Here is a 26557-nt window from a genome sequence, read left to right as displayed (position 1 = left end):
ACTCCCCGGCCGCGTCACCGCAGGGCGGCGGTCAGGCGCAGGCGGATGCGGTCGAGGCCGGCCGGTGTGCGGGAGGGGGCGGCGGTGGTGCAGCCGGGCAGGCCGGCCCTGGCCAGGCTGCTCAGCAGCGCCCGGGGGCCGCTGTCGAGGTAGGTGGTGAAGCCGGCCAGGCGCAGCGCGCGCAGCGTCCGGTGGAAGGCGAGCGGCTCGCAGAGGTGGGCGGCCGCAACCGTGCGCAGCTGGGCCGGGGTGCGGGCGGGCCCCGGCGCGGCGGCCGTGTACACGGGAAGCGTGGGCCGGGCCACGGGCTGGGCCCGCAGGAGGCGCCGGAAGGCCCGCTGCACCTCGGCGAGCAGGGGGTGGTGGTATGCGGTGCGGCTGGTCAGCGGGGTGGCGCGGCGGCCGAGTGCCCGGACCGCGCTCCGGACGGCGGCCAACTGGTCGTCGGGTCCCGCCAGGACGGTCTGGCCGGGGGCGTTGCGGGCGGCGATCCGCACCTGCGCCAGGCCCCCGGCGCGCAGCAGGTCGGCCGCCAGCTCGGCGGTCAGGTCGGTGGCCAGCAGACCCCCTGCGGGCAGCGCGGCCTCGCGCAGCAGCCGGTCGCGGACGTGCAGCAGCCGCACGCCCTGTTCGATCGTGATGACCCCGGCCACGGTGAGCGCCGCGAGGTCGCCCACGCTGTGCCCGAGCACCGCGTGGACGGGCGGCGTCGCGAGATCGAGCAGGACGGCGGCGGAGGCGACCACGGCGGCGTACGTGGCCAGGTCGAAGGCGAGGGGGTCGGTACGCACGAGCAGGTCGGGGTCGGGCGCGGCGCCGTCGGTGAGGAGGCGGCCGACGGGGGTGCGGGTGCCGCCCAGTGCGGTGCTGCGGGCGTGGACCGTCCGCAGCACCCGCGAGACCGACGGGACCCCGCTCAGGTGGCGCAGGGCACCGGGGAGGTAGGCCCCCTGGCCGGGGCACATCAGCACGGTGCGCGGTGTGCCGCCGGTGGGGGCCGGAGGGTCGTCCCTCATGAGGCGTCGGCGAAGGCGAGCGCGACGTTGTGCCCGCCGAAGCCCATGCTCGTGCTGACGGCCGCGAGGGGCCCGCAGGGCAGTGCCGCCGGGTCGCGGCCGACGACGTTCAGGCCGATCTCCGGGTCGACCCGTTCGAGGCTGCAGGCCGGCGGTGCCGTTCTGTCCCGCAGGGCGAGGACGGTGAGGACGGCCTCGATGGCTCCGGCGGCACCGAGGGTGTGTCCGAAGGCCCCCTTGGTGGCGCTGACCGTCACCTCGTCCACTCCCTTGGCGAAGACGCTGTGCAGCGCCCGCGCCTCGCCGAGGTCGCCGAGCGGTGTGGCGGTGGCGTGGGCGTTGACGTGCTGGATCTGCTCGGGCACGAGCCCCGCGTCGCGCAGTGCGGCGTCGACGGCCGCCGCACAGCCCGTACCGCCGGGCGCCGGCTGGGCCACGTGGTGGCTGTCGTTGGTGACGCCCGCGCCGGTCAGCCGGCCGTGGACGCGGGCGCCGCGGGCGGCGGCGTGCGCGGCGCTCTCGACGACGAGCAGACCGGCGCCCTCCCCCATCACGAAGCCGTCCCGGTCGGCGTCGAAGGGCCGGGAGGCCCCCTTGGGATCGTCGTGGCGCAGGGAGAGGGCCTGCAGCCGCGCGAACCCGGCCAGGGCCAGCGGATGCAGCGCGGCCTCGGTGCCGCCCGCGACCACGATGTCCGCGCGGCCGTCCCGGATCATGCCGAGGGCCTGGGCGAGGGCCTCGGCACCCGAGGCGCAGGCGCTGACGGGGGCGTGCACCCCGGCCTTCGCGCCCACCATGAGCCCCACTTCGGCGGCCGGGTGGTTGGGCAGCATGACCGGGATCGTGCGCGGGCTCACCCGCCCCGCGCCCCGCGTCTGCAGGCGGTGGTTCTGCTCCAGGATGCTGGTGACGCCGCCCAGCCCCACCCCGACGACCACGGCCACCCGCGAGCCGTCCGCGGCGAGCGCCGACGGGTCGGGGAACCCCGCGTCGCGAACGGCCTCGCGGGCGGCGACGAGGGCGAACTGCGCCGAGCGGTCGCAGTGCGCCGCCTTGGCGGCCGACAGGACCGTCCCGGGGTCGACCGCGGCCGGGGCCGCGAGGTACACCTGTGCGGGCCCTTCCGGCCCACCGAAGTCGATGCGTTCGACGCCGCATACGCCGTCCAGCAGGGCCCGCCAGGTGGAGGGGACGTCGCCGCCCAGCGAGGTGGTCAGTCCCAGCCCGGTGACGACGGCGGCCCGCTCCTCGGGGGCCGGGTCGGCCGCGTGTCGTGGACTCACGCGGTGCCGCCCGCGGGGGCGGCGACGGCCTCGGCGAGGTGGGCGGCGATCTGCCGCACCGTCGTGAGCCGGTCCGCCTGCTCCTGGGGGACCTCGATCTGCCAGCGGTCCTCGATCGCGGCGACCAGTTCCAGCCGGGCCAGCGAGTCGACGCCGAGGTCGTCCCGGAGCGAGGAGTCGGGTCCGATCTCCTCCACGGCCAGGTCCTCGACCGTGGCGGCCAGCAGGTCACGCAGTTCGTCGAGCAGCTGTCGTTCGTCGGCGCTGGACGTCATGTCCGGTACCTCCTCGGTCGGTGCACGGCGCGCCCGGAGGCGGTGGGCGGGAGGACCCGTTCCCCGGGCGCGCCGGTGGTGTCCGGCGACCTGCCGGTGCACGCCGACAGGCTGTCCGGCCGTCCGGCGCGGTAAGCGCCGGGGTCGGGGGGACGGCGGAGCATCGGGAGCACGGGACGGGCTCCTGCGAGCACCCGTGTCCCCCCTTCACCTTGAAGCGCCCCGGGCCCGACCGAGGGTGGCGGGCGGCGGGCGCGTAAGGGACCGGACGGGGCGAAACGGGGCGCCGGACATCCTCAACGGACTTTGGCGGCTCTTTTAAGGCTTTCTGAAGATGACCTTCGAACGGGCGTTTCCACGCCGGTCGCGTCCTAGGCTCTCGAACACCCCCCACAGTCCCGGTGGGCGCGGTCGCGTCCACCGGGTACGGGGGCTCCGTCAGCCGACCGACAAGCCGAGGTGTCCTGCGTATGGGTTCCCGCCGAGCCGCTCGCCCGTCCCGCTCCCACGCCCGCCCGCGCGGCGGACTCCGGAACCGCGGTACCGCGCTGGCACTCGGTGCCGTCACCTTGACCGCGGGCGTCGGAATCACCCTGGCCGTCAGCGACGGCGACGACGGCGGGGCCTCCGACCGGGTCACCGCGAACGCCGCCGACCAGGCGTCGAACGCCGAGGATGCGGCGGGCGGTGCGGCACCGCTCGCCTCCGAGTCGGCGAGCCCGAGCGCCACGGCGAGCGGCTCGCCGAGCCCGAGTGCCGAGCCGAAGCGGACGCCGACGAAGTCGGCGAGCCCCACGACCAGTGCCCCCAAGGCTTCCGCGCCGGCGTCCAAGGCTCCGGTCAGGGCCACCACGAAGAGCGGCGGCGACCGGTCCGGCGGCAGCGGGTCCGGCAGCGGTTCGGGGTCGTCCAGCGGCTCGGGCTCCGGTTCGGGTTCGGGTACCGGGTCGGGGTCCGGCTCGACGGGCGGTGCCGAGGCGCAGGTCCTCGCGCTGGTCAACGAGGAGCGGGCCGCGGCGGGCTGCTCCCCGGTCACCGCGAACAGCAGGCTGACCCGGGCCGCCGACGACTACAGCGACGTCATGGCGAGCAGCGGTGTGATGTCCCACACGGGTCCCGACGGCTCCACGATGGCGAGCCGGGTCGAGGCCGCCGGCTACCAGTGGTCGGCGCTGGGCGAGAACATAGCCCAGGGCCAGGCGGACGCCGCCTCGGTGATGAAGGCCTGGATGAACAGCCCCGGCCACCGCGAGAACATACTCAACTGCTCCTTCAAGGAGCTGGGGGTCGGCGTCCACTTCGGCGACGGCGGACCCTGGTGGACGCAGGACTTCGGCACCGGCCGCTGACGCCGGTCACCGCCGCCGCCGCGTCACCGGTCACCACCGCCGAGGCGTCACCGGTCACCGCCTCCGGCCGCCCGCGCGTCCGCCAGCGCGAACGACACCGTCACCCGCGCGCCGCCCAGCGGCGCGCGGGTGATCGTCAGTTCGCCGTCCGCCGTACGGGCCGCCCGGGCCACGATGTCCAGGCCGAGCCCGGTGGAACCGCCCACGCTGACGCCCCGGGTGTGGGCCGCCCCGGGGTCCGCGACGCCCGGCCCGGCGTCGTCGACCGTGAGGCGCACGTGCCGGTCCCGGCGTTCCACGCGCACGACGAAGCGGGTGCCCTGCGGGGTGTGCCGGAAGACGTTGCCGATCAGGGCGTCGACGACGGCGGCGAGGTCGTCCTCGGGGAAGGCCACGGGGGCCGGACGCGGAGTGAGGGAGCGCTCGAACGGACGGTCCTGCTGGGCGGCGAGGACCGACCAGAAGTCCAGGCGCATGGCGACCACCTCGGCGACGTCGCACGGTTTCGCCGTGCCCGCCCCGGTCCCGGCGAGCTGTGCCGCCGCCAGGGGTGTGCGCGCCGCCGCGATGATCGAGTCCAGCTCGCGTTCGAGCTGCCCGGCGGCTTCGGTGACCCGTAGGGCGCTCGGTGTCGCGCCCATCCGGTCGGCCTCCAGGTACAGGGCGGTCAGCGGGGTGCGCAGCCGGTGCGAGAGGTCGGCGACCAGCTCGCGTTCGACGGCGAGCAGGTCGACGACCCGGTCGGCCATGGTGTTGAACGCCGCTCCGGCCTCCTGGAGCTCGGGCGGGCCGTCCGGTTCCACCCGGACCCCGAGGTCACCGGAGCCGAGGGCGAGCGAGGCGCTCTTGAGGCCCCGGGAGGAGCGCACCACCCGGGCGCCCAGCCGGTCGGCGACCAGCACCGAGCCGCCCACCAGGCCCAGGGCGAGCAGTGCCATCACACCCCAGGAGGCCGTCACCCCCCGCGTGAGGTCGGCGGCGGGCACGTAGGCCTCGACGACCGCGACCCGGTCGCCCCGCAGGACGACGGGCTGCAGGTAGGCCCAGCCGTCCGCGGTGTCCACCGCGAGCGTCTCCCGCCCCCGTACGGCCCGGTCGAGGGCCTCCTCGGGTGCGTGCGGGGTGCCGACGAAGCCGCCGTCGGGCAGCCGCACGACCAGTTGGTCGGCGGAGCCGAGTTCCGCGACGGCCTGCTGGACGTCGGCGCGGCGGGTGGTGAGGGCGAGGACCGGCGAGAGGGCCGCGGCGCGCTGCTCGGCGGCGGTGGTGACCCGGTCACGGGCCTGTTCGCGCACGAGGAGGGCGAGCGGGATGAGGAACGACAGCGCCACCATGGAGGTGACGGCCAGGGCGATCCCGGCGAGGGCACGTCTCATGGCGCGCTGACCAGCTTGATGCCGATGCCCCGCACGGTGTGGAGGTAGCGCGGCTTTCGCGGCTTCTCGCCCATTTTGCGGCGGAGTGCGGAGAGGTGGACGTCCACCGTCTGGTCCTCGACGTACGGCTGCTGCCACACCTCGGCGAGTATCCGCTGCCGCGACATGACCTGGTCGGCGTTGGCGGCGAGGTAGGCGAGCAGGTCGAACTCCCTGCGGGTGAGGGGGAGTTCCTGGCCGGCGAGGTGGGCGGTGCGCGCGGTGGGGTCGATGCGGAGGTCGGCGACCTGAAGGACGGGCGGACGCGCCGCCCGGAGGTCGGCGGGCGCGGAGCGGCGCAGCACGGCGGCGAGCCGGGCCGCGAGCTGGCCGCCCGAGAAGGGCTTGACCATGTAGTCGTCGGCGCCGGCGTTCAGCAGCCGGATCATCTCGGTCTCGTCGTCCCGGGCGGTGGCGACCAGCACCGGGACGCGGGATATGCCACGGATCATCCGCAGCACGTCGAGTCCGTCGAGGTCGGGCAGCCCGAGGTCGAGCACCACGATGTCCGGCGGGCTCTGGGTGATGTCGCGCAGCGCCTCGAAACCCTGGTGTGCGGTCTTGACCGCGTAGCCGTGTCCGGTGAGGACCTCGATCAGCGCGGCCCGGATCACAGGGTCGTCCTCGACGACAAGTACGGAGGCCATGGGCAGGCACGTTAGCCGGTCCGTCACTATGGTGTCGTGTCCCGCCTCCTTCGCTACCTGATCATCTGGCTGTCCTGCACGGCGGCCAGTGCCACGGCTGTCATCATCACGATCCACTTCGTGGTGGGGTCGACCCGGCCGACCGCGCCGGTCGCGCAGACGGCGCCGAAGGAGCTCCCGGCCCCGCCCCGGCCGACCGTGTCCAAGACCGTGACGGCGACTCCCAGCCCGTCGCCCACCAGCCGCGCGCCCAGCCCGGCCCCGTCCCGTACCAGTGCGGAGCCGCCGGAGCCGGAGGCGACGTCGACCCCCACGCCGACGCCGAGCCCCCGCACCACGGCGCCGCGGCCGTCCGGGGGCGCGGGAGCCCCGGGCTGCGAGGAGGGCGGGGCGGGGGTGTACACGGTGCCCTCCGAGGGCGGCAAGGCGACCGTGCGGTTCGGCGGTGGCGGGGTGTGCCTGATCTCGGCGGTGCCGAACCAGGGCTTCACCGTGCGTACGGAGCAGAGCGCGCCGCAGACCCTGACGGTGACCTTCGAGGCGAGCCGTCACCGCTCGGAGATCACCGCCACGACGCAGCCGCAGAGCCGGGCCGACGTCCGCGAGGTGTCGTGGTGACGTTCCTCACCCGCACCCTCCCCTCGGTCACGGTCACGGCGTGGCGCAGGCGGCCCCGTTCAGGCTGAACGCGGTCGGAGCGGTGTTGGTGGCGCCCTTCTGTGCGGTGAAGCCGAGGGTGACCGTGCCGCCGGCCGGGATGGTGGCGGTGTAGGAGGCGGGGGCGACGCTGACCGCGCCGGCCTCCTGGGTGGCGGTGCCGCCCCACATGTTCGTGACGGTCTGGCCGTCCGCGTAGGCGAAGGCGAGTGTCCAGGGAGCGATGGCGGCGCTTGCGGTGTTGCGGACGGTGATCTCGCCCTGGAAGCCGCCGGGCCACTCGCCCACGACGCGGTAGCCGACGGAACAGGTGCCGCCGGGGGTGCCGCCGCCCTCGTCGGTGGTGACCTCCACGGTGGCGGAGGGCGCGGACCGGTTGCCCGCCGCGTCGCGGGCCCGGACGGCGAAGGTGTAGGTGGTGGCGGCGGTGAGTCCGGTCACGGTGGCGGTGGTGGTGGCCGAGGCGGCCACCGTGGTCGCGGTGCCGTCGCCGACCAGGACGACGTCGTACCCGGTGACCGCGGTGTCGTCGGTGGCGGCCGTCCAGCCGAGGGTGACGGAGGTGTCCGTGACGGCGGTGGCGCTCGGGGTGCCGGGTGCCGTCGGTGCCTCGGTGTCGTCCGGGGCCCCGCCGCCGTAGACGGTGGCCTCCTCGGAGGTCTGGGCGATGCCGTCGACGCCGTGGAAGACGCGTTCGCCCCAGCCGCTGAGCCTGCTCGGGTCGAAGTCGAGCGCCAGGTCCAGGATCGGGTCGGTGTTGCCGCTCCACGACCAGGCGAGGTAGCCGAGGCCGAGCTGCTCGGCGGTGGCCATCATGGTGTCCTCGTCCGGGTCGCCGTACTGGTCGGCGGGGCCGCCGAACTCGCCGATGAGGATGGGCAGTTTCGCGTCGACGAAGGCGTTGAGGTAATCGGTGATCTCCTGGGCGGTGTCGAAGACGCTGTACATGTGGATGGAGAAGATCAGGTTGCCGGTGGGGTCGGCGTCGTGGACGGACCGCGCGTTGGCACGCATGACGCCCTGCCAGTCCTGGCCCCAGTTGGGGGCGTCCACCATGATCGTGTGCTGGAGCCCGGCCGCGCGCAGCTTCTTTACGGCCGCGACGGTCGGCTCGGTCCAGCCGGCCGGGTCGGTGTTGCCCCAGGGCTCGTTGCCGATGTTGACGATGACGTAGTCCTCCTGGCCGGCCAGGACGTCCTTGAGGCCGATCCAGTAGTCGGCGGCATGGTCGAGGGTGCCGGCCGCGGTGTCCTCGCCGTAGCCGGTGGTGTCGTGCACCTCCAGTACGCAGATGAGCCGGTTGGCCTTGCACCGCTCGATGACGGCGGCGACGTCCGCGGGGCCGTTCTCGCTCCAGCGGTGCCCGTCGGAGAGGACGACCCGGACACTGTTGGCGCCCAGCGCCTTGACGTCCGCCAGCGACTGCGTCTCGCCCGGGTACCAGGTGTGGGCGTGGTTGACCCCGCGCATGACGAAGTCGTTGCCGTTGCCCTCCAGCAGCCGGCCGTCACTGATGTGCAGGCCGGCCGCCTGCGCGCCGGCCGACGGGACTGCGGCGGACCGTACCGCGGGTGGCTGGGCCAGGGCCGCGCCCGGGCAGAGGGCGCCGACGACGACCAGCCCGATCAGCGCGGCCAGTCCGGTCAGCAGGCGGGCCGGGAGGGTTCTCGGTGTATCGCGTCTCGCTGGGCGCACGGCGACTCCAGGGGCTGAGTAAGGCGGACACGGGGAACGGCGAGCGCGTGGGAGCGCTCCCACATCGACCCCATGAAACTCATTACGCCGCGTACACGTCAAGACAATCGACAGAAAACGCTTGCCGTCCGGGGCGCGCCACCGTCGCCGCATGCGGTCAAGTGACCGATGTGTCCGGCCCCGTACCGGACGACAGTGGGTGCCGCCTCCCCCCTCCCGTCCCGCGGAAGGAACCGCTGTCATGAGTGGCGACCACCAAGGTGTGCAGACACCGCACACGGACTCGCACGTGCTTCCCCTTCTCCCCCTGAACCTCACTCGCGTGGTGGGCACCCTCGAGTGGGCGGACGTACGGGCCGAGTTCCAGTACGACCCCGACGCTCCGCTGCTGGTCACCCTCACATTCGTGCTGGAGGACGGTCCGCGGATCGTCTGGCACGTCGGCCGCGACCTGCTGCACGAGGGGCTGCACACCCTGATTGGCATCGGCGACATCCAGGTGTGGCCCGAGTGTCTGGCCGAGCAGGAGTCCGCGTGGCTGCAGATCTCCTCGTACGGCGCCACCGCCCTCTTCCAGCTGCCCGTGCCGCCGCTGGCGGAGTGGCTCGCGTCCACCTACCGGCTGGTCCCGGCCGGTACGGAGCAGTCCCGGCTCGGTACGGACGCGTTCCTCGCCGGTCTGTTCGGCGGCCCCGAGCCGTCGGCGGGCTGAACCGCCGGCGCATCGGTCATGTGACCACCGATGCGCCGGACGAACCGCACCGGCGAAGGTCGAATCCTCCCCTCCCTGGCGGGGAGGGGATTCCTGGCCCGGGCCGCGCCTTCGCCCGCGGCCGCTTCGCCGTCCGGCAGCCCCTTGACGCGTGGTCAGCCGCGGTGGTGGGACGGACGTCCCTCGGCGGACACCTCGTCGGCGTAGACCAGCGCCGTCTTGTGGCTGTACTGGATGGTGTACATCTTCTTGGCGCCGACGACGACCGCGCCGCCGGAGGGGAAGAAGTCGTCGGTCGGGGCAGCGGCCGACGTCGCCACGTAGGCCTGGCCGGCGGGGACGCCGTACATGCTCAGCGGAGCCTGGGTCGACGGCGAGAGACCGGCCGGATACTCGGCGGCGTCCGGGTAGTTGGTGCCGTAGACCTTCAGTGCCCGGGAACCGGCGGGCCGCACGATCGTGACGCCGCGGGCCGGGACGGTGTCGCGGCCGTGCGGGTTGTGGAACCACACCTTGCTGCCGCTGTACCAGATCGCGGTCCAGTCGCCCTTCCGGCCGGCGACGACGAACTGCTGGCCGGCCTGGGCGGTGGCGCCCCAGTCGCTGATCCGGTCGGTGCCGGGGGCGTCCGGGTGGATCGTCTGCTCCCCGAAGAGCGGCGCGTCGGGGTGCGGCTCGGTGCGCAGGCGAACGAAGTTCGACGCCCGGCGCACGGTGGTGCACTCCTCGGTGGCGCCGCTGCCGTCGTCCTCGGGACACAGCTCCATCGTCTGCTCGTTCCGCGCGAAGCCCGGCGCGATGGTCACGGCGGAGCCGACGGGACCGACGCCGTGCCGCCCCTTGACGGGCGCGCCCACCAGGGCCATGAAGTGCTCCCAGTTCCACGACGGTCCGGGGTCCCAGTGCTGGTCGTGGATGAACCGGTCCGCCGGGGCCAGGACGTTGTCGTGGCCGACGATGTGCTGCCGGTCGAGCGGGATGTCGTACCGCGCGGCCAGGTACTTCACCAGTTCCGCCGTGGCACGGTACTGCGACTCCGTGTACCAGGTCGCACCGTGCGCGGCGTAGCCCTCGTTCTCGATGCCGATCGAGTGCAGGTTGGTGGAGTAGTTGCCCGCGTGGAAGCCCAGGTCCTTGGTGGGCACCATCTGGGTCACGGCGCCGTCCGCGGACCGCACCACGTAGTGGGCGGCGGTGCTGCTCGCCGGGTCCTGGAAGGTGGCGATGGCCGACTCGTAGGGCGACTCGGTGTCGTGGATGACGATCCGGTCGATCCGGATGCCGTTGGCGGGCCGGTCGGACACCTGGCCGTTGCCCGGGGCGGCCGGGACGAACGCGCAGTCCAGAGTGGGCGGGCACTCGGCGTCCGGCACCGGGGCGGCGGGCAGTCCGAGCCTGTTCACCTGGGAGACGTCCGGGCTGATCCCGCTGTCCGCGGCGAGCCGCACGCGCTGGCCGTCGGACGTCTTGCGGACGACACCCTTCTTCATGGTGGCGAACACGCGGTCGGCGAACGCGGTCGCGCCCTGGCGCACCGTGGACTGGCTGTAGCGGGCGACCGCCGCGTACCAGTCGTCGGGATCGTCGGAGGTCTCCCCGTTCAACTCCTTCTGATAAGAGGCCAGTAGCGCCGCACCGCCACGGATGTTCGCCGACGGGTCGGTCCGCAGCCGCTCGGCCGGCAGGCCCGTCAGCTCCGCCGCGGTCCGCAGGGTGTGCTTGGCCTCGCCCTTCGCCAGTTCCTCGGCCCCCGCGCGTCCGGCCGTGCCCGCGGCACCTCCGTCGATCATCTCCGGGGTGACGTCGGTCAGATGCATGGGCCCGAAGCCGCCCGAGGCGCTGTGCCGCCCGGGGTGGGTGTCCCACGCCGTCTGCTGGTGGGCGACGGCGAGCAGCACCTCCTGGGGCACGTCGTACTCGGCCGCCGCTGCCGCGAAGTCCTGCTGCAGCGCGGTGTCGGTCGTGGAGTCACCCTGCGTCGCCTGCGCCACCACCGGTACGGCGATGGCACCCGCCACCGCCACGGCCGCCGCGCCGAGCACCACGGGCCGCCGTCGCAGTGCGTGCTTCGGGCGTGAGTCCGTGTCTCTGCTCATCAACTTCTCGATTCTGGGCGAGGGGGGTCGCACCGGCGTCGGCTGCTCGCTCGTCGCCGCCGGATCCGGTCGGTGCGCCTTGAACGCAGCAGACGATATAACGAACGATCACAACGTTGTGCCGGGGGTGATCAGATCCGGCCGCGTCGCCCGCGTCCGGTGATTCAGCCGTGTCGAAGAAATTCGACAGGTCAAACCTGTCACATCCCACCGACCTGCTGTGTCTATGAAGCGGATGCGATGGAAGCACCGTGTCGTTCAGTGGGAAGAATTCCTTACATTCCGTACATCTCTGTCCCGGAACAGCGCTGCCCGCGGAAACACCGTGTGGACGCACCGCCGAACGGCTTCCCCCTCGGAGGAACGGAGACCACAGGACATGCACCTCAAGCCGTCGCCCGCGAAGAGCACTCTCGACGAGGCCGTTTCCGTCTTCGTGGAGCTCCGTCCGCGCCTGTTCGGCATCGCGTACCGTGTGCTCGGCAGCGTGGTGGAGGCCGAGGACGTGGTTCAGGAGGTCTGGCTGCGCTGGCAGAAGACCGACCGCTCGGTGGTCAACAGCCCGGTGGCCTTCCTGTCGAGCACCACCACGCGGCTGGCCCTCAACGTGGCGCAGTCCGCCCGGGTCCGCCGCGAGACCTACATAGGCCCGTGGCTGCCCGAGCCGGTCGACACGGGCGACGACCCCGAACTGAGCGCGGAACGCGCGCAGGAGCTGGCGGTGGCTCTGCTCCTGGTCCTGGAGAAGCTGCCCCCCACCGAACGGGCGGCGTACGTCCTGCGCGAGGCGTTCGACTACGCCTACGCCGACATCGCGGCCATCCTCGGACTCAGCCCGGTCAACGTCCGGAAGATCGTCAGCAGGGCCCGCAAGCACCTTCTCGCCGCACCGCGGACGACCGTGGTGGCGACGGAGCACCGCCGGCTCCTGGACGCCTTCCTCTCGGCCGCCAGGACGGGCGACCTCGTCACGCTGGAGGCGGTTCTCGTACCGGACCGCGTCGCACCGTCCGCAGGGGACGGCGCCGGGCAGCCGCCGCACACCGTCGCCCCGCCTCCCGCGCGCACCGGCCGAAGTCCGGTGCGCGCCGCGTTCGCCGAGTCGTGTTCCGGCGCCGTGTGAGGGGTCAAGGGGCCGTGGTGCGGGGCTGGTTCCAGGAGCGGAGTTTGTCGGGATTGAGGACGACCCAGACCTGTGCGACCCGGTGTTCGGAGGTGTCGAGGCTGATGACGGCCACCACCTGCTGGAGGTAGCGCACCACGAGACCGGTCCGCCCGTTGACGGACTGGGCCCGCAGAACGGTGCGCGCGTGTCCCCGCAGCAGGCCCAGCAGGCTGCGGGCGACCTGCTCACGGCCGTGCACCGGCTTGATCAGGGCCCGGACCTTGCCGCCACCGTCGAAGAACGCCGTGATGTCGGGCGCCATCAGGGACACCAGGAGTCCCTCGTCCTGCGTCGCACAGGCCCGGCGGACCCCCCGGGCCACCGCGTCGTGCTCCTCGGTGGTCGTGGGCCGTACGCGGTGGGCCGACAGGCTGTTCCGGGCCCGGACGGTCAGTTCCGCCACCTCCGGCTCCGACTGCCCCACGACGTCCGCGACGGCACCGGGCGCCATCCCGAAGACCCCGTTGAGCACGAACGCCGCCCGCTCTGCCGGCGAGAGCGAGTCGAGCGCGTCGAGCAGGACCGCGCTGAGCTCCTCCTCCAGCGGGCCGCGTGCCGCGTCCGCCGTGCCGTCGCCCTCGGCGACGGCCTCCTGGTCGGGCAGGGCCAGCCGCGCCAGGCAGATTCCGCCCACCACCTTCGCGAGCCACGCACGCGGAGCGGAGATCCGCGCCCGTTCGGCGTCGGACAGCCCGTACCACTGCCGGTATGTCTCGTCGATCACACTCTCGGCCGCCCCGCTGCTGCCCAGCATCCAGTAGGCGACGTCGAGCAGGTGCTTCCGCTCGTCGAGCAACTCCGAGATCGGCACCGCGTCGTCGGCACGGTCCATACGACTTCCCTCCTCTCGCCCGGCACCGCGTCACACGGTGACCGTGGCAGTCGTCCCGGGCGGCTGGTCGGAGCCCGGCGGCCGCCCGTCCTCCCCCTGCGCCGACTCAGGAGCCAGGGTGTCGTTTGGATCTTGCCGGGGTCGCCCACAAGGCGCCGTCGCTCGGAGCCGGCCTGATCCAAACGACACCCCCTAGACCGGACCGGGGAAGATGTTGTGACATCCCGTTCGCGGTGCCCGCAGGGACGGCCCTACGCCTCTTCGTCGACCCAGCTCATGAGCTTGCGCAGCTCCTTGCCGGTGGTCTCCAGGAGGTGCTCGGAGTCCTGCTTCTTGTACTCGTTGTACTTCTTCAGACCGCCGTGGTACTCGTCCATCCAGTTCTTGGCGAAGGTGCCGTCCTGGATCTCGCCGAGGACCTTCTTCATCTCGGCCTTGGTGGCGTCGGTGATGATCCGCGGGCCGGTGACGTAGTCGCCCCACTCGGCGGTCTCGGAGATCGACCAGCGCATCTTCTCCAGGCCGCCCTCGTACATGAGGTCCACGATCAGCTTCAGCTCGTGCAGGCACTCGAAGTACGCGATCTCCGGCTGGTAACCGGCCTCGGTCAGCGTCTCGAAGCCCGCCTTGACCAGCGCCGTGGTACCGCCGGCCAGGACGGCCTGCTCGCCGAACAGATCGGTCTCCGTCTCCTCGGTGAACGTGGTCCCGATGACGCCGGCGCGGGTGCCGCCGATGCCCTTGGCGTAGGACAGGGCCAGCGCCAGGCCGTTGCCGGAGGCGTCCTGCTCGACCGCCACGAGACACGGCACGCCGCGGCCCTCCTCGTACTGCCGGCGCACCAGGTGGCCCGGGCCCTTGGGGGCGACCATGCAGACGTCCACGCCGGCCGGGGGCTTGATGAAGCCGTAGCGGATGTTCAGGCCGTGGCCGAAGAACAGCGCGTCGCCGTCCTTGAGGTTCGGGGCGATGTCCTTCTCGTAGACCTCGGCCTGGATCGGGTCCGGGACCAGGATCATGATGACGTCGGCCTCGGCGGCGGCCTCCGCGACGGTCACCACGCGCAGGCCCTGCTCCTCGGCCTTGGCCCGGGACTTGGAGCCCTCGTGCAGACCGACGCGCACGTCGACACCGGAGTCGCGCAGCGACAGGGCGTGGGCGTGGCCCTGGCTCCCGTACCCGATGACCGCGACCCTGCGGCCCTGGATGATGGACAGGTCGGCGTCGGCGTCGTAGAACAGCTCGGCCATGATGCACCTTTCACAGTAGAAACACTCTTGGACAGCATGTGCCATCCGTGAGAGCGAAACACTATGCCACAGGACGACCGGTCCCGGACGGCCTGCCACCGCGGCGCCGCTGTCACAAACCCGCTGGCTGCCCGGTCAGTTGACCGGTGGCGTGCGTGACGCCCGCGCGCGCCTGTCCAACGAGGAAGGGACCAGGCATGTCCACAGCTCGCGATCGCCGAGACGTCCATACCGACCCTGCCGGCGCGAAGGTCTCCCTGGCGGCCGAAGCGGCCCTGCTCGAGGCACGCCTGGGCATGCTGAGCGAGGCACTCCGCGACATCGACGTGCGGATCGGGATGGTTTCGGACAGTCTGCACAAGCTGCGTCACTCGGTGTCCGACCCGGGCGACGAAGGGCACGACCTCTCGTAGACACGGCGTTCCTCTCACTCTCCCGCACCGTGTGCGTGTAAAGCCTGTACTCCCCCACGGGCCCGCATATGATGTGAAGGGGACCACTCCGGTGTCCGGTCGAGGGTGAGAGGAACACATGGTCTCCGTACCCCGCTCAGCACACGAAGCACACGAAGTGCACCCAGTGCACGAAGCCCGTCCGGCGCACTCGGCGCACAACGCCGAGACGGCGGCCGAACGCCTCCAGGACGACCTGGCCCGCCTCGAGATCCAGAAGCAGGCCCTGGAGCGGGAGCTGGCCGCGGTGACGGCGCATCGCGCGTCCGTCCAGCGAGCCCTGGGCGCCCTGAACGTCCTGATGCCGGACCCCGTGCCGCGGCCCGCCGCGCCCTCCGCCGCGCCCCCGCCGGGCCCGAAGCCCTACGGCAGGCTCACCGAGCAGATCCTCGCGTACTTCACCGACGTGGGCGACGTGGACGTACGCGCCCGCGACGTGGCCGCGGCACTCGGCCGCGACACCGACAGCGGAACCATCAACGCGGTCCGCAGCACGCTCGACCGCCTCGTCGGCACCTCCCGCATCCACCGGACGGGCCGCGGTCTGTACCGCGCCGGTCCCGGGTGAACTCCGGTCAGCCCCACGTACCCAGGATCACCGCGACGGCGAGTCCCATCGCCGCGGTGATCAGCGCCATCCCGATCATCGTCCCGCGCAGCCACCGCCCGAACCGGCCGCGGTGCTGCTCCTCGAGGGTGCTGATGCTGTCCGCGATGTGGTCCGTGACCATGTGGGCGACGTGGACCTGCTCGTCGAGATACCACTGTTCGATGCCGGACTTCTGTTCCTCGGTCAGCCCGGGTGCCCGGGAGGTGAACTCGGCCACGCGCCGGCGCGCTGCTCGAAGGTGGGCGTCCCGGTAGAGGAAGGTCTCTATGTCGCTCAGGCCGCGCGCGGCCTCCTTGCTGGCGTCCATGGTGTGCTCCAAGAGGGAAGCGGGGGAACCCGTGCGGTCGCGCCCGCTGTCGGCCGACGCCGTCCGCACACCACATGGACCGCGCAACCCGCCCGGTTGTGACATACGGCCGAGAACCGGCATTTCCCCGGCGGGCACGTCGAACGCGTCGGTCAGGTCGCGGGCGAAGGAGGCCGCCCGCGGCCGGTCATGTGGCGCTCGCCCTCGACGGGGTGTTCCCCCCGACCACGAGCCCGACCGCCGTTCGTCACGCGTCCCGGGCGGCGCCCTCGTCCGTCACGTGGTCGCCGATGCCGTCGGTGCGGGCCGCCGACAGCACGGCCGGGAGCAGCCCGGGGAATCGGGTGTCGAGGTTCTCCCGGCGCAGGGTGACGAAGCAGCGCGTGCCCTCCTGCCGGGTCTCGGTGACGCCCGCCTCGCGCAGCACCTTGAGGTGGTGGCTGAGGGTCGACTTGGCGACGGGAGCACGCAGTTCGCCCCAGCCGTGCTCGTTGCCGTCCGCGAGCACGCGGACGATCCCCAGCCGGGTCGGGTCGCTCAGCGCGCCCAGCAGGCGGGGCAGGGAGGTGTCGGCGGCAACCGTGGAGGACGAGGGGGCGGGCATGACCGCCAGGCTACCGTCCACGCGGCGCGAGGGGCCCTGTCACACATCCGCGGGCTGTCCTGTCAGTAGGGCGTAACCACCTTCTCGACCAGGAGATCGACATGGAACCGCGGCTCAACTTCTTCGGCAACGCCTACGCGGGCAAGATCCTCAAGCACATCAACTCGGCGGCCAAGGTCGCCTCGGAGTCGGGGGTGCCCACGGCGACCCAGGAGCTCGTGAAGATCCGCGTCAGCCAGATCAACGGCTGCGGCTTCTGCACCGACATGCACACCAAGGACGCCACCGCCGCGGGCGAGACCCAGCAGCGGCTCAACCTGGTCGCCGCCTGGCGGGAGGCCACGGTCTACACCGAGGCCGAGCGGGCCGCGCTGGAGCTGGCCGAGCAGGGCACCCGGATCGCGGACGCGGCGGGCGGCGTCCCCGACGAGGTCTGGGCGGACGCGGCCAAGCACTTCGACGAGGAGCAGCTCGTCTCGCTGCTCTCGCTCGTCGCGATCATGAACGCGTACAACCGCGTCAACGTGATCAACCAGCAGCCGGCCGGCAGCTACCAGCCCGGTCAGTTCGGCTGACGCCGCCGCCCGGTCCGGCCGGGCGTCCACGGTCCGCCTCCGCGCCACCCCGGCCTCCGGCGCGGAGGCGGACTTCGCACACCGTGTTACCTGACACTCCGACGTTCCATGAGACAGTGTCAAACGTCTGGTACGTTGTTCGATGTTCAACGAACATCGAACTTCCTAGGGGAATCCATGCCCAGCTCCACCCAGCAGCACTTCTCGGACCACGTCGCCATCGTCACCGGGGCGGGATCCGGCATCGGCCGTGCCACGACCGTGGCCCTCGCCGAGGCGGGTGCCCGCGTCCTCGGCGTCGGCCGACGCAAGGACGCCCTGGCGGAGACCGCCCGCCTCCACCCCGAAATCGCCACGCTGCCGCTCGACCTCCGGGACGAGGACGCCGCGGGCAAGGTCGTCGCCACCGCCGTGGAACGGTGGGGCCGCATCGACCTGCTGGTCAACAACGCCGGTGCACTGGCGCTGATGCCCCTGGCGGAGACGGACGCCTCCGTGATCGGCGATCTCTTCCGGGTCAACGTGACGGCGCCCAGCCTGCTCGCCCACGCGGCCCTGCCGCATCTGAAGCGGTCCTCCGGGTCCATCGTCAACGTCTCCAGCACCTACGGCCACCGGCCGCTGGCGGGCGGCGCGCACTACGCCGCGACGAAGAGCGCGCTGGAGCAGCTGACCCGGAGCTGGGCACTCGAACTCGCCGCCGAGGGTGTACGGGTGAACGCGGTCGCTCCCGGACCCACCGAGACGAACGTGATGGCGGCGGCCGGACTCCCCGAAGAGGTGATCCGGGAGGTGCGCGCCTCGGAGCGCGAGCGCATCCCGGCCGGCCGGATCGGCCTGCCCGAGGACGTCGCCGACTGGATCCTGCGGATCGCCGACCCGCGGGGAGCACACCTGACCGGGCAGGTGCTCACGGTCGACGGAGGACTCGAACTCTCCTGACCGCCCACCACACCCACTGTGCACGGACCGGCCGCCGGGAGTCCCGGACCGCCGAAGCCACCGTGCGGAAGGACACCTTTCCATGTCGAACGCACAGCCTGCCGTGCCGTACGGGACGCCGAGCATCCTGGACGCCGGTCCCTCGGACGGGGTCGATCCGGACGAGTTCGTCCGGGCGGCCATGCACTGGCACTTCGACCCGTCGACCGGGTCGCCGTACTGGCTGGAACGCGCCGGGCAGCTCGGCTTCGACCCGCGGCGCGACGTCAGGACCGTGGCGGACCTGGCGCTCTTCCCCGATCTGACGCACGAGCTGCGGGACGTGCGGGTGACGGACCTGGTCCCCCGCGGATACGGATCCGCGGCCCGGCTGCTGAACGTCTTCGACAGTGGCGGAACGACCGGAGCGCCCAAACGGGTCGTCCAGCTGGAGGACTGGATGCGGCGCGGCACGGAGCAGGTCGACGCGCGGCTCCGGGCGCACGGGGTACCCGTCGGCGCCCACTGGCTGACCGTCGCGCCCACCGGTCCGCACCTGGTCGGCGACGTGCTCCAGCGCGCGGCGGCCGCGCTCGGCGCACCGGGGCTGAGCATCGACATGGACCCCCGGTGGGTACGGAAGCTGGTCGCCGGGGGCCGGGCCGACGAGGCGGAGGCCTACACCGACCACCTCGTCGAGCAGTGCCGGCGCGTGCTGGTCGGCCAGGACATCGGTGTCCTCGCGGCCACCACCCCGCTCCTGGAGCGGTTCGCCCGCGAGGACGACCTGCTGGAGATCATCAACAGCAGGGTCGACACGATCGTGTGGGGCGGTACGCACATGGATCCCGACACCCGTGAGCTGCTGAGCACCGAGGTCTTCCCCGACGTGCGGCTGATCGGCATGTACGGCAACACGATGATGCTCACCGCCCTGATCGAACGGGTCGGCCTCACGGCGTCCGAGCCCTGCGTGTTCGACCCGGTCTCCCCCTACGTCTTCCTCTCGGTGGTGGATCCGGTCACCGGGGAGCGGGTGGCGGCCGGCGAGCGGGGCCGGGTCGTGGTGAGCCACGTCAGCCGGTCGATGCTCATCCCGAACAACGCCGAGCGGGACACCGCGCTGCGGGTCTCCCCCGCCGGGGACCAGGCGGGGGACGCCGTCGCGGACGTCGCCCCGGTGCCCGCGGTCGAGGGCACGGCAGTGATCGAGGGGGTCTACTGATGGCGGTCGCCGAGGTACCGCGAGAGCCGTCCGCGGCGGTGTCCGACGTCGTGCACCTGGACGCGCTGGGCCCCCGGGGCTCCTACCGGACGCGCGCCGCGGCCCGGATCACCGACGTGACGGGCACCGAGGCGGCCCGGCTGAGTCTCGTGCCGCCGGTGTACGTCGGACGGGCCCTGGCCGCCCTGCGCGAGGCCGGGCCGGTGCCCGCGGCCGACCTGGACGGCCTGCTCGCCGCGGGCGCCGACGCCTTCGCCTCGGGCACCGCCGGGGGCCTGGACGTGCGGGAGTACGAGCGGCTCGTGAGCCGGGTCTCGGGCACCCCGGCGTCGGTGGTGCGCACCGCGACGCGGGAGACGGCCCGCTTCGTGCGCCGGGCCCGGTCGTCCGCCGGGCAGGGCGGACCGCGCGGCACGGTCGCCGACTGGCGCGATCCGTCCCTGCACGGGGGCGGCGCCGTCTGGGCACGCCGGGGCGACGTGTTCGCCGTCAACGCGTCCGGCAACCACCCCGGCGTCCACCGGCTGTGGCTGGAGGCGCTGGCGCTGGGCTACCGCGTCGCCGTCCGCCCCTCCCGGCGCGAGCCGTTCACCCCGCACCGGCTGGTCGCGGCGCTGCGCGGGGCCGGGGTGCGCGAGGACCGGCTCGTCCTGCTGCCCACCGACCACGCCGTCGCCGACACCCTGGTGCGCGGCGCCGACCGCGCCGTGGTGTATGGCGGCGACGACGTGGTCGCCCGGTACGCGCACGACCCGAGGGTGCTTCCGCAGGGGCCGGGCCGGACGAAGATCCTCGTCACCGCGGACACGGACTGGCGCGAGCACCTCGACGTGATCGTCGCCTCGGTGGCCGGCGAGGGGGGCACCGCGTGCGTCAACACGACCGCGGTGCTCGTGGAGGGCGACCCCGCTCCCCTCGCCGAGGCCCTCGCGGCCCGTCTTTCCGCGCTGCCCAGCCTGCCCCCGCGGGACGAGCGCGCGGTACTGCCGGTCCAGCCGCTGGAGCGGGCCCGCGCCCTCGACTCGTACCTGCGCGGCGTGGCCGAGGGCACCCGTGCGCTGCTCGGCGGCGACGGGATCGCGGACGACCTCGGGGACGGCAGTGCGGTGCTGCGCCCGGCCGTCCACCTGGTGGGCCGGGCCGACGCCCCGCAGATGCGGACCGAACTCCCCTTCCCCTGCGTGTGGGTGGCGCCGTGGAGCCGGGCGGACGGCATCGGTCCGCTGCGCGACACGCTGGTCCTGTCGGCGCTGACGCGCGACGGCGCGCTGGTCGACCGCCTGCTGGCGGAACCCACCGTCGCCAACGTGTACCTCGGCGGCCACCGTCCGACCCACTGGATGGCACCGGGTGTGCCCCACGACAGCTATCTGTCGGACTTCCTGATGCGTTCGAAGGCCGTCGCCGGCGCCCTGTGACGCCCCTCCCGGGCGCTCAGTGGGGCATCAGGAGCATCACGGCCGTGCCCAGGGCCATCGAGCCGTCCCAGAAGTGACCGTAGGGATGTCCGACGGGTCCGGGGGCGAGGACTGCGGTGTGGGCCGGGGCGGTACGCCGAGCCCGGCCCAGGCCGGGCATGTCCCGGGTCAGCGACCACAGCGCGTACGCCAGCAGCCACAGCGCCAGCGCCCCGCCGAGCGTGTCGGCGAGCACCACGCCGCCGGCGGCGTGGCCCCCGGCGGCGTGGTGCGGCGCCGGGGGCCCGCCGGCCAGTGCCTCGTGGTGCGAGCCCGCCATGGAGTGGTTCATCCACGCCATCGCGGCCATGCCGCCCGCGTACGGCAGCCGCCCGGCGACCGCGCCCGGCCAGCTGCCGGGGGGCCGGCCGACCGCCGCGGTCAGCGGAAACCACAGCGCGGCGGCCGAGAAGAAGAGCGTCTGCGGCGACTCCGGCAGCGCACGGCCCCAGCTCCACGGCATCACCGCCATGGCCAGGGCCATGACGGTGTGCAGGAGATGGTCGACCCGCTCGGTCCATCCCACGCTCCGGGACGGGACGAGCTGCCGGAGCCCGTGGCCGGCCGCGGCCGCGAACAGGACGGTCAGCAGGCCGAAGACGGTGTCCGCGGGACTCATGACGGTCATGTCTCGACCGGTCCCTCGGGACGCCGGCGGTTCAGGCGGCGGGCCGGGGAGCGCGCAGGTGCTTGCGCTGCGCCAGTTCCTCCTCGTCGACGAGTTCGAGCATGGGCTTGCCCGGCGCGCACATCATGGTCACCACGAAGCGGGTGTGCGCGTCCGCCAGGGCGTTGCCGTCCTGGTAGTGGATCACGTCGCCGCCGGGCTCCCAGAACGTACCGCCGGCCTCCACGACGCGCTCGGGCTCGCCCTCGAGCTCGAAGCGCACCGCCCCCTCGATGACGTAGCCGAACGCCGGGCCCGAGTGGCGGTGCGGAGGGGTTCCCGGGTCGCCGGGCTCCCAGTCGACCTGGATGGTCATCGCCGACGCGCCCTCCGGGACGGTGATCGGCGAGGCGTCCTGCAGCATCCTGGCCGCGGTCGTCCAGCCGGGCGCCTCCCCGTGGTCGCCGGTTCCGTGCGTGTGCGCTGCGTGGTTCTCGGACACTGTGTTGCACCTTCCGTGGGTTCCACAACCGTTGGTGATTCGCCCTGTTGACCGGGGACCGGGGAGATCTGTGACACCGGCGATCACGTTCCGCGGTGTCACACCGACGGCACCAGCGCGGTCGTACCTGTCGTGAGCGGCTGATTCCGCCTTCTCCGCCACAAACGCACCAGCGGGGTCGCCGGCCCCCGACGGGAGGAGACCCGAAATGAGAGTCGTCGTCGTAGGAGCCACCGGGCTGATCGGCTCCCGGACCGTCGCCAGGCTCCGGGACCACGGCGTGGAAGCCGTTCCCGTGTCACGCGCCACGGGAGTCGACGTCACCACCGGAGAGGGGCTCGACGAGGCGCTGCGGGGCGTCGAGGTGGTCGTGGACGTCACCGACGCGCCGTCCCGCGCCGAGCGGGCGAGTGTCGACTTCTTCGACACCGCGGCCGGCCGTCTCCTGCCGGCCGCCGCCGCGGCGGGCGCCGAACACTACCTGGCGCTGTCCGTGGTGGGCACCGACCGCGTACCGGGCGGCTACTTCCGCGCGAAGGCCCTCCAGGAGCAGCGGGTGCGGCGCTCGCCGATCCCGCACTCCGTCGTGCGTGCCACGCCGTTCTACGAGTCCGTGGACGCGCTGTCGCGTTCGACCGTGTACGCGGACGGCGTCCATGTGGCGCCCGCGCTGGTGCGACCGGTGTCGACGGCCGACGTCGCCGCCGCGGTCGCCCACGCCGCCGTCGGAGTCCCCCTGTTCGGCGTCCTGGAGGTCGCCGGACCCGAGCAGTTCCGGCTGGACGAACTCACCGCGAAGGTCCAGGCGGCGAACGGTGATCCACGCGGTGTGATCACCGACCCGAACGCCCCTTTCTTCGGTGCGGTGCCGGACGAGCGGGCGCTGCTCCCCGGGACCGACGCGCACCTGGGCCGCACCACCCTCGACCAGTGGCTCGCCCAGCGGTGACCGCTGCCCCACTCCCTACGACATGGCAGGAAGGCCGTCATGAGTGAGCTCGACCAGCTGCCCGACCGCGACTTCGAGGAGACCGCCGAGTGGCAGGCCTCGCTCGATGCCGTCGTGCGCAACGCGGGACCCGACCGGGCGGGGTACCTGCTCCGGCGGGTCCACGAGTACGCGGCACGCTCCGGGGTGCACCTGCCCGGACTGCTGTCCACTGACTACATCAACACCATTCCGGCGTCGTCCCAGCCGCACTTCGACGGCGACCTCGCCATGGAGGCCAGGATCACCGCCCTGAACCGGTGGAACGCGGCGGCCATGGTGACGCGCGGCTCCCGCCTGGGGCTCGGCGGTCACATCGCCACGTACGCGTCGGCCGCCTGGCTCTACGAGATCGGGTTCAACCACTTCTTCAAGGGCAAGGACGGGGACGGCTCCGGCGACCAGCTGTTCGTACAGGGGCACGCCTCGCCGGGGATCTACGCCCGGGTGTTCCTCGAAGGACGGCTGTCGGAGGAGCAGTTGGACGCCTTCCGGCGCGAGGCGGACGGCCACGGTCTGCCGTCCTACCCGCACCCGCGGCGGCTGCCGTGGCTGTGGGAGTTCCCCACGGTGTCCATGGGGCTCGGCCCGCTCGCCGCCGTCTACCAGGCCCGCTTCAACCGCTACCTGCACGCCCGGGGCATCAAGGACACCTCGGGGTCGCGGGTGTGGGCCTTCCTCGGCGACGGGGAGATGGACGAGCCCGAGTCGATGGCCGCGCTGTCGCTGGCCGCCCGGGAGCGGCTCGACAACCTCACCTTCGTCGTGAACTGCAACCTCCAGCGCCTGGACGGTCCCGTCCGGTCGAACTCGAAGATCGTGCAGGAGCTCGAGGCACGGTTCCGGGGCGCGGGCTGGAACGTGGTGAAGTCCCTGTGGGGCGAGGCGTGGGACCCGCTGATCGGGCACGACACCACCGGTGCCCTCGTCCACCGCCTCGGTGAGGTGCCCGACGCCCAGATGCAGACGTACGCCGCGCGCGACGCCGCGTACGTCCGCAAGGACTTCTTCACCGGCGACGCGCTCTCCGGTGTCGCCGCCGGGCTGACCGACGCGCAGGTGACCGAGCTGTTCGAGAACTCGCGCGGCGGACACGAGCCGCTGAAGGTGTACGCCGCCTACCGGGCCGCGGTCGAGCACCGGGGGGCGCCGACCGTCGTGCTGGCCCAGACGGTGAAGGGGCACACCCTGGGGTCGGGCTTCAAGTCGCGCAACGCGAACCACCAGATGAAGAAGCTCACCATGGACCAGTTCCGGCAGATGCGCGATCTCCTGGAACTCCCCATCCCCGACAGCGCGTTGAACGGCGACCTGGTGCCCTACTGGCATCCCGGCGAGAACTCGCCGGAGGTGCGCTACCTGCATGAGCGCCGTGCCGAGCTCGGCGGCCCGGCCCCGGTCCGCCGGGTGGTGCCGAGGCCCGTCGAGCAGCCGCCGGCCCGGCCGTTCGAGGCCCTCCAGAAGGGCTTCGGCAACCAGGAGGTCGCCACCACGATGGCGCTGATCCGCCTGGTCAGGGATCTGATGAAGGGCAAGGAGACCGGGCAGCGCTGGGTGCCGATCGTGCCCGACGAGGCCCGCACCTTCGGCATGGAGTCCCTGTTCCCGACGGCCGGGATCTACTCGCCGGACGGGCAGACCTACGAGCCCGTCGACGCGGACCAGCTGCTCTACTACCGGGAGGCCAAGAACGGCCAGCTCATCATCGAGGGCATCACCGAGGCCGGTTCCATGGCCGAGTTCACCGCGGCGGCGACCTCGTACGCCACCCACGGCGAGCCCATGATCCCCTTCTACATCTTCTACGCCATGTTCGGCTTCCAGCGCACCGGCGACCAGTTCTGGGCGCTCGCCGACCAGATGGGGCGCGGCTTCGTCGTCGGCGCGACGGCCGGCCGTACGACGATGACCGGTGAGGGCCTGCAGCACGCCGACGGCCACTCCCACCTGCTGGCCTCGACCAACCCGGCGGCGATCAGCTACGACCCCGCGTTCGCCTTCGAGATCGCGGTCATCGTCCGGGACGGGCTGCGGCGCATGTTCGGCGAGCGGCCCGAGAACGTCTTCTACTACCTGACGGTCTACAACGAGCCGAAGCGCCAGCCCCCCATGCCCGCCGGGGCGGCGGTCGAGGAGGGGATCGTCCGGGGCATCTACCGCTTCCGGCCGGCCGAGTCCCCCGACGCCGGTCCGCGCATCCAACTGCTGGCCTCCGGAACGGCCATCCACTGGGCACTGGAGGCCCAGGAGGTCCTGCGGTCGCGGTGGAACGTGCACGCCGACGTCTGGTCGGTGACGTCCTGGACGGAGCTGCGCCGTGACGCGCTGTGCGCCGACCGGGCACGGCTGAACGGCGAGGAGCGCACCCCCTATGTGACGAGCGCGCTGTCGGGGGCGCGGGGACCGGTCCTGGCGGTCAGCGACTGGATGCGTCAGGTGCCGGACCAGATCAGCCAGTGGGTCGAGCAGGACTACTCGTCCCTGGGCACGGACGGCTTCGGTCTGTCGGACACCCGGGACGCGGTGCGCCGCTACTTCCGGGTGGACGCCGCATCGATTGTGGTGGCCGCTCTGGAGCAGCTCGCCCGGGCCGGCGAGGTCGCTCCGGAGACGGTCGCGAGGGCCCGCGAGCAGTACGGCCCGCAGGGATGACCCGGGCCCGCGCGGTGCGGGCCGGGAACGACGATCGAGGGGTGCCGCGGCGCCCTGCGCACGTGTGAGGAGCAACCGACACCATGGCGTTTTCCGTAACACTTCCGTCTCTCGGCGAGAGCGTGACCGAGGGCACGGTCACCCGCTGGCTCAAGCAGGTCGGCGACACCGTCGAGGCCGACGAACCCCTCCTGGAGGTGTCCACCGACAAGGTGGACACCGAGATCCCCTCCCCCGCGGCCGGCGTGCTCACGTCCATCGCGGTCGCGGAGGACGAGACCGTGGAGATCGGCGCGGAGCTGGCGGTCATCGGCGCGCCGGACGCCGCGCCCGCCCCGGCGGCGCCCACGCCCGCCGACGCGCCGCCTCCCGCCGCGCCGCCCGCGGCGGAGGCGCCCGTTCCCGTTCCCGTTCCTGCCCCTGCCCCTGCCCCTGCCCCTACCGTGAACCCAGCCCCAGCCCCAGCCCCAACTCCCGTCCCCGTCCCCGTCCCCGAGGCGACCGTCTCCGAGGCGTCTGCGTTGCGAGGACAGACGGTCGGGATGAGCCGCGTCCGCAGGATCATCGGGGAGAACCTCAAGAAGGCCCTGCTCGAACAGGCCCAGCTGACCTCCGTCGTCGAGGTCGACGTCACCCGGCTGATGCGCCTGCGCGAGCTGGTCAAGGAGGACTTCCTCGCCCGTGAGGGCGTCAAGTTGTCGCCCATGCCCTTCTTCGTCAGGGCGGCCGCCCAGGCGCTCAAGGCGCACCCCGTCGTCAACGCCCGTATCAACGAGGGTGAAGGCACCATCACGTACTTCGACCACGAGGACGTCGGCATCGCGGTGGACACCGAGAAGGGACTGATGACACCGGTCATCAAGGGCGCGGGCGACCTGAGCATCGCGGGCATCGCACGGACGACGGCCGAACTGGCCACCCGGGCCCGCAGTGGCCACCTCACCCCCGACGACGTGTCCGGCGCGACCTTCACGATCTCCAACACCGGTTCCCGCGGCGCCCTGTTCGACACGGTCATCGTGCCTCCGGGACAGGTCGCCATCCTGGGCATCGGGGCCACCGTCAAACGCCCCGCGGTGGTCACGACCGACGAGGACTCGGCGGTGCTGGGCATCCGCGACATGGTGCACCTGGCGCTGTCGTACGACCACCGTCTGGTGGACGGGGCGGACGCGGCCCGGTACCTGACCTCGGTCAAGGCGATCCTGGAGACCGCCGCGTTCGGCGGCGACCTGTTCACGGGTACGGGCCCGGGGGCCTGAACC

The 26557-nt window shown here is 72.8% G+C and carries 26 protein-coding genes and 1 pseudogene; 13 read left to right on the top strand and 14 right to left on the bottom strand.

Annotation, left to right across the window (positions count from 1 at the left end; genetic code table 11):
* Positions 1-14: 14 nt before the first annotated feature.
* The 3 genes from ACH4D3_RS17490 to ACH4D3_RS17480 are packed head-to-tail and all read right to left on the bottom strand — an operon-like array spanning position 15 to position 2574.
* Positions 15-1016, bottom strand: a complete 1002-nt coding sequence (locus ACH4D3_RS17490) for an ACP S-malonyltransferase (RefSeq protein ID WP_398322895.1) — start codon at positions 1014-1016, stop codon at positions 15-17.
* Positions 1013-2299 carry a beta-ketoacyl-[acyl-carrier-protein] synthase family protein gene (locus ACH4D3_RS17485; protein ID WP_398322893.1) on the bottom strand — a complete coding sequence of 429 codons (1287 nt, stop codon included), beginning with the start codon at positions 2297-2299 and terminating at the stop codon, positions 1013-1015. The genes ACH4D3_RS17490 and ACH4D3_RS17485 overlap by 4 nt, the downstream gene beginning before the upstream one ends.
* Positions 2296-2574, bottom strand: coding sequence for an acyl carrier protein (locus ACH4D3_RS17480; protein ID WP_398322891.1), 279 nt, complete (start codon positions 2572-2574; stop codon positions 2296-2298). The genes ACH4D3_RS17485 and ACH4D3_RS17480 overlap by 4 nt, the downstream gene beginning before the upstream one ends.
* 470 nt (positions 2575-3044) lie before the next feature.
* On the opposite strand from ACH4D3_RS17480, the gene ACH4D3_RS17475 reads away from it, so the two are divergent.
* Entirely contained in the window at positions 3045-3923 is an 879-nt protein-coding gene (locus ACH4D3_RS17475; protein WP_398322889.1) for a CAP domain-containing protein, read from the top strand.
* A gap of 47 nt (positions 3924-3970) precedes the next feature.
* Here the strand turns inward: ACH4D3_RS17475 and ACH4D3_RS17470 are convergent, their stop codons facing one another.
* The 3 genes from ACH4D3_RS17470 to ACH4D3_RS17460 are packed head-to-tail and all read right to left on the bottom strand — an operon-like array spanning position 3971 to position 6389.
* Complete coding sequence (locus ACH4D3_RS17470) at positions 3971-5299, bottom strand: ATP-binding protein (protein WP_398322888.1); 1329 nt, start codon at positions 5297-5299, stop codon at positions 3971-3973.
* The gene (locus ACH4D3_RS17465; RefSeq protein ID WP_398322886.1) at positions 5296-5985 is read right to left on the bottom strand and encodes a response regulator transcription factor; all 690 of its coding nucleotides are present in this window, start codon (positions 5983-5985) and stop codon (positions 5296-5298) included. Before ACH4D3_RS17465 ends, ACH4D3_RS17470 begins: the two co-directional genes overlap by 4 nt.
* Positions 5986-6038: 53 nt before the next feature.
* Positions 6039-6389: a hypothetical protein gene (locus ACH4D3_RS17460; protein WP_398322884.1), complete on the bottom strand. Its 351-nt coding sequence runs from the start codon at positions 6387-6389 to the stop codon at positions 6039-6041.
* Here ACH4D3_RS17460 and ACH4D3_RS17455 point away from each other — a divergent pair.
* Entirely contained in the window at positions 6382-6603 is a 222-nt protein-coding gene (locus ACH4D3_RS17455) for a hypothetical protein (protein ID WP_398322882.1), read from the top strand. The two genes, ACH4D3_RS17460 and ACH4D3_RS17455, sit on opposite strands and share 8 nt — an antisense overlap.
* Before the next feature lie 33 nt (positions 6604-6636).
* On the opposite strand, the gene ACH4D3_RS17450 is transcribed toward ACH4D3_RS17455, so the two are convergent.
* A complete protein-coding gene (locus tag ACH4D3_RS17450; protein WP_398322880.1) occupies positions 6637-8337 on the bottom strand; it encodes a cellulase family glycosylhydrolase in 1701 nt (566 codons plus the stop codon).
* Between the two features lie 322 nt (positions 8338-8659).
* Here ACH4D3_RS17450 and ACH4D3_RS17445 point away from each other — a divergent pair, with 322 nt between their 5' ends.
* Positions 8660-9049: an SsgA family sporulation/cell division regulator gene (locus ACH4D3_RS17445; protein WP_398322878.1), complete on the top strand. Its 390-nt coding sequence runs from the start codon at positions 8660-8662 to the stop codon at positions 9047-9049.
* A gap of 155 nt (positions 9050-9204) precedes the next feature.
* Here the strand turns inward: ACH4D3_RS17445 and ACH4D3_RS17440 are convergent, their stop codons facing one another.
* Positions 9205-11145 (bottom strand): N-acetylmuramoyl-L-alanine amidase, encoded by a 1941-nt coding sequence (locus ACH4D3_RS17440; RefSeq protein ID WP_398322876.1) that lies wholly within the window; start codon positions 11143-11145, stop codon positions 9205-9207.
* 379 nt (positions 11146-11524) lie between these two features.
* On the opposite strand from ACH4D3_RS17440, the pseudogene ACH4D3_RS17435 reads away from it, so the two are divergent.
* Positions 11525-12172, top strand: a pseudogene (locus ACH4D3_RS17435) (sigma-70 family RNA polymerase sigma factor); the annotation flags it as partial.
* A gap of 100 nt (positions 12173-12272) precedes the next feature.
* On the opposite strand, the gene ACH4D3_RS17430 reads toward ACH4D3_RS17435, so the two are convergent.
* Together ACH4D3_RS17430 and ilvC are read right to left on the bottom strand one after the other, a co-directional pair.
* On the bottom strand, positions 12273-13142 hold the full coding sequence (locus ACH4D3_RS17430; RefSeq protein WP_398322873.1) for an RNA polymerase subunit sigma: 870 nt from the start codon (positions 13140-13142) through the stop codon (positions 12273-12275).
* A gap of 251 nt (positions 13143-13393) precedes the next feature.
* Positions 13394-14392 (bottom strand): ketol-acid reductoisomerase, encoded by a 999-nt coding sequence (gene ilvC, locus ACH4D3_RS17425; RefSeq protein ID WP_398322870.1) that lies wholly within the window; start codon positions 14390-14392, stop codon positions 13394-13396.
* 197 nt (positions 14393-14589) lie between these two features.
* Here ilvC and ACH4D3_RS17420 point away from each other — a divergent pair, with 197 nt between their 5' ends.
* Together ACH4D3_RS17420 and ACH4D3_RS17415 are read left to right on the top strand one after the other, a co-directional pair.
* Positions 14590-14805: a hypothetical protein gene (locus tag ACH4D3_RS17420; protein ID WP_398322867.1), complete on the top strand. Its 216-nt coding sequence runs from the start codon at positions 14590-14592 to the stop codon at positions 14803-14805.
* Positions 14806-14971: 166 nt separating this feature from the next.
* Positions 14972-15412 (top strand): hypothetical protein, encoded by a 441-nt coding sequence (locus ACH4D3_RS17415; protein ID WP_398322864.1) that lies wholly within the window; start codon positions 14972-14974, stop codon positions 15410-15412.
* 7 nt (positions 15413-15419) lie between these two features.
* Here ACH4D3_RS17415 and ACH4D3_RS17410 read toward each other — a convergent pair whose 3' ends face one another.
* Both ACH4D3_RS17410 and ACH4D3_RS17405 read right to left on the bottom strand, forming a co-directional pair.
* Complete coding sequence (locus ACH4D3_RS17410) at positions 15420-15761, bottom strand: hypothetical protein (protein ID WP_398322861.1); 342 nt, start codon at positions 15759-15761, stop codon at positions 15420-15422.
* A gap of 247 nt (positions 15762-16008) precedes the next feature.
* The gene (locus ACH4D3_RS17405; protein ID WP_398322858.1) at positions 16009-16365 is read right to left on the bottom strand and encodes an ArsR/SmtB family transcription factor; all 357 of its coding nucleotides are present in this window, start codon (positions 16363-16365) and stop codon (positions 16009-16011) included.
* A gap of 101 nt (positions 16366-16466) precedes the next feature.
* Between ACH4D3_RS17405 and ACH4D3_RS17400 the strand changes: the two genes are divergently transcribed.
* The 4 genes from ACH4D3_RS17400 to ACH4D3_RS17385 all read left to right on the top strand — a co-directional run bounded on the left by ACH4D3_RS17400 (position 16467) and on the right by ACH4D3_RS17385 (position 20504).
* Entirely contained in the window at positions 16467-16940 is a 474-nt protein-coding gene (locus ACH4D3_RS17400; protein ID WP_398322855.1) for a carboxymuconolactone decarboxylase family protein, read from the top strand.
* Positions 16941-17117: 177 nt separating this feature from the next.
* Positions 17118-17882 carry an SDR family NAD(P)-dependent oxidoreductase gene (locus ACH4D3_RS17395; protein ID WP_398322852.1) on the top strand — a complete coding sequence of 255 codons (765 nt, stop codon included), beginning with the start codon at positions 17118-17120 and terminating at the stop codon, positions 17880-17882.
* Positions 17883-17964: 82 nt separating this feature from the next.
* Entirely contained in the window at positions 17965-19086 is a 1122-nt protein-coding gene (locus ACH4D3_RS17390) for a phenazine antibiotic biosynthesis protein (RefSeq protein ID WP_398322849.1), read from the top strand.
* Positions 19086-20504 carry an aldehyde dehydrogenase family protein gene (locus ACH4D3_RS17385; protein WP_398322847.1) on the top strand — a complete coding sequence of 473 codons (1419 nt, stop codon included), beginning with the start codon at positions 19086-19088 and terminating at the stop codon, positions 20502-20504. Before ACH4D3_RS17390 ends, ACH4D3_RS17385 begins: the two co-directional genes overlap by 1 nt.
* A 16-nt stretch (positions 20505-20520) precedes the next feature.
* Here ACH4D3_RS17385 and ACH4D3_RS17380 read toward each other — a convergent pair whose 3' ends face one another.
* A complete protein-coding gene (locus tag ACH4D3_RS17380) occupies positions 20521-21171 on the bottom strand; it encodes a DUF5134 domain-containing protein (RefSeq protein ID WP_398322844.1) in 651 nt (216 codons plus the stop codon).
* A gap of 31 nt (positions 21172-21202) precedes the next feature.
* Positions 21203-21652, bottom strand: a complete 450-nt coding sequence (locus ACH4D3_RS17375; RefSeq protein WP_398322841.1) for a cupin domain-containing protein — start codon at positions 21650-21652, stop codon at positions 21203-21205.
* Between the two features lie 208 nt (positions 21653-21860).
* Here ACH4D3_RS17375 and ACH4D3_RS17370 point away from each other — a divergent pair, with 208 nt between their 5' ends.
* From ACH4D3_RS17370 to ACH4D3_RS17360, 3 genes are all read left to right on the top strand, one after another.
* On the top strand, positions 21861-22601 hold the full coding sequence (locus ACH4D3_RS17370) for an SDR family oxidoreductase (RefSeq protein ID WP_398322838.1): 741 nt from the start codon (positions 21861-21863) through the stop codon (positions 22599-22601).
* Between the two features lie 39 nt (positions 22602-22640).
* Positions 22641-25292 (top strand): pyruvate dehydrogenase (acetyl-transferring), homodimeric type, encoded by a 2652-nt coding sequence (aceE, locus tag ACH4D3_RS17365; protein ID WP_398322835.1) that lies wholly within the window; start codon positions 22641-22643, stop codon positions 25290-25292.
* Positions 25293-25375: 83 nt separating this feature from the next.
* On the top strand, positions 25376-26554 hold the full coding sequence (locus ACH4D3_RS17360; RefSeq protein ID WP_398322832.1) for a 2-oxo acid dehydrogenase subunit E2: 1179 nt from the start codon (positions 25376-25378) through the stop codon (positions 26552-26554).
* The last annotated feature ends 3 nt before the right edge of the window (positions 26555-26557 follow it).

Source organism: Streptomyces sp. NPDC018026 (assembly GCF_044327745.1).
Classification (GTDB): domain Bacteria; phylum Actinomycetota; class Actinomycetes; order Streptomycetales; family Streptomycetaceae; genus Streptomyces; species Streptomyces rubrogriseus.
Note: the sequence above shows the minus strand (reverse complement) of the source record. Positions and strands in the feature narration are given on the sequence as shown.

Bases quoted from the DNA above. Each gene is read 5' to 3' on its own strand.
- ACH4D3_RS17475 (WP_398322889.1), top strand. From the start codon at position 3,045: ATGGGTTCCCGCCGAGCCGCTCGCCCGTCCCGCTCCCACGCCCGCCCG.
- ACH4D3_RS17405 (WP_398322858.1), bottom strand. From the start codon at position 16,365: ATGCCCGCCCCCTCGTCCTCCACGGTTGCCGCCGACACCTCCCTGCCC.
- ilvC (WP_398322870.1), bottom strand. From the start codon at position 14,392: ATGGCCGAGCTGTTCTACGACGCCGACGCCGACCTGTCCATCATCCAG.
- ACH4D3_RS17400 (WP_398322855.1), top strand. From the start codon at position 16,467: ATGGAACCGCGGCTCAACTTCTTCGGCAACGCCTACGCGGGCAAGATC.
- ACH4D3_RS17480 (WP_398322891.1), bottom strand. From the start codon at position 2,574: ATGACGTCCAGCGCCGACGAACGACAGCTGCTCGACGAACTGCGTGAC.
- ACH4D3_RS17360 (WP_398322832.1), top strand. From the start codon at position 25,376: ATGGCGTTTTCCGTAACACTTCCGTCTCTCGGCGAGAGCGTGACCGAG.
- ACH4D3_RS17370 (WP_398322838.1), top strand. From the start codon at position 21,861: ATGAGAGTCGTCGTCGTAGGAGCCACCGGGCTGATCGGCTCCCGGACC.
- ACH4D3_RS17390 (WP_398322849.1), top strand. From the start codon at position 17,965: ATGTCGAACGCACAGCCTGCCGTGCCGTACGGGACGCCGAGCATCCTG.
- aceE (WP_398322835.1), top strand. From the start codon at position 22,641: ATGAGTGAGCTCGACCAGCTGCCCGACCGCGACTTCGAGGAGACCGCC.
- ACH4D3_RS17430 (WP_398322873.1), bottom strand. From the start codon at position 13,142: ATGGACCGTGCCGACGACGCGGTGCCGATCTCGGAGTTGCTCGACGAG.
- ACH4D3_RS17440 (WP_398322876.1), bottom strand. From the start codon at position 11,145: ATGAGCAGAGACACGGACTCACGCCCGAAGCACGCACTGCGACGGCGG.
- ACH4D3_RS17465 (WP_398322886.1), bottom strand. From the start codon at position 5,985: ATGGCCTCCGTACTTGTCGTCGAGGACGACCCTGTGATCCGGGCCGCG.
- ACH4D3_RS17380 (WP_398322844.1), bottom strand. From the start codon at position 21,171: ATGACCGTCATGAGTCCCGCGGACACCGTCTTCGGCCTGCTGACCGTC.
- ACH4D3_RS17385 (WP_398322847.1), top strand. From the start codon at position 19,086: ATGGCGGTCGCCGAGGTACCGCGAGAGCCGTCCGCGGCGGTGTCCGAC.
- ACH4D3_RS17420 (WP_398322867.1), top strand. From the start codon at position 14,590: ATGTCCACAGCTCGCGATCGCCGAGACGTCCATACCGACCCTGCCGGC.
- ACH4D3_RS17470 (WP_398322888.1), bottom strand. From the start codon at position 5,299: ATGAGACGTGCCCTCGCCGGGATCGCCCTGGCCGTCACCTCCATGGTG.
- ACH4D3_RS17410 (WP_398322861.1), bottom strand. From the start codon at position 15,761: ATGGACGCCAGCAAGGAGGCCGCGCGCGGCCTGAGCGACATAGAGACC.
- ACH4D3_RS17490 (WP_398322895.1), bottom strand. From the start codon at position 1,016: ATGAGGGACGACCCTCCGGCCCCCACCGGCGGCACACCGCGCACCGTG.
- ACH4D3_RS17395 (WP_398322852.1), top strand. From the start codon at position 17,118: ATGCCCAGCTCCACCCAGCAGCACTTCTCGGACCACGTCGCCATCGTC.